At 53.8% G+C, this 223-nt stretch carries 1 protein-coding gene; it reads right to left on the bottom strand.

Features of this window, described 5'->3' with window-relative positions; all coding sequences use genetic code 11:
- Nucleotides 1–223 (bottom strand): transposase (locus tag ACLH1I_RS26720; RefSeq protein WP_322357884.1); only part of this gene is annotated, 223 nt, incomplete at both ends.

The raw sequence follows: 223 nt of genomic DNA, 5'->3' as shown, positions 1-223 counted from the left end.
CCGGGTGGGCGTTTTGAAACTGACATTAACCGACTTTGCCCGCCTGCTGACACAGCTGTAATCCGGGCAGCGTAGCGGAACGTTCATCAGAGAAAAAATGGAATCAATAAAGCCCTGCGCAGCGCGCAGGGTCAGCCTGAATACGCGTTTAATGACCAGCACAGTCGTGATGGCAAGGTCAGAATAGCGCTGAGGTCTGCCTCGTGAAGAAGGTGTTGCTGAC

Source organism: Klebsiella sp. 1SOBk10mer (assembly GCF_046602535.1).
Lineage (GTDB): Bacteria > Pseudomonadota > Gammaproteobacteria > Enterobacterales > Enterobacteriaceae > Klebsiella > Klebsiella quasipneumoniae.
This window is presented reverse-complemented; position numbering and strand designations above follow the sequence as displayed.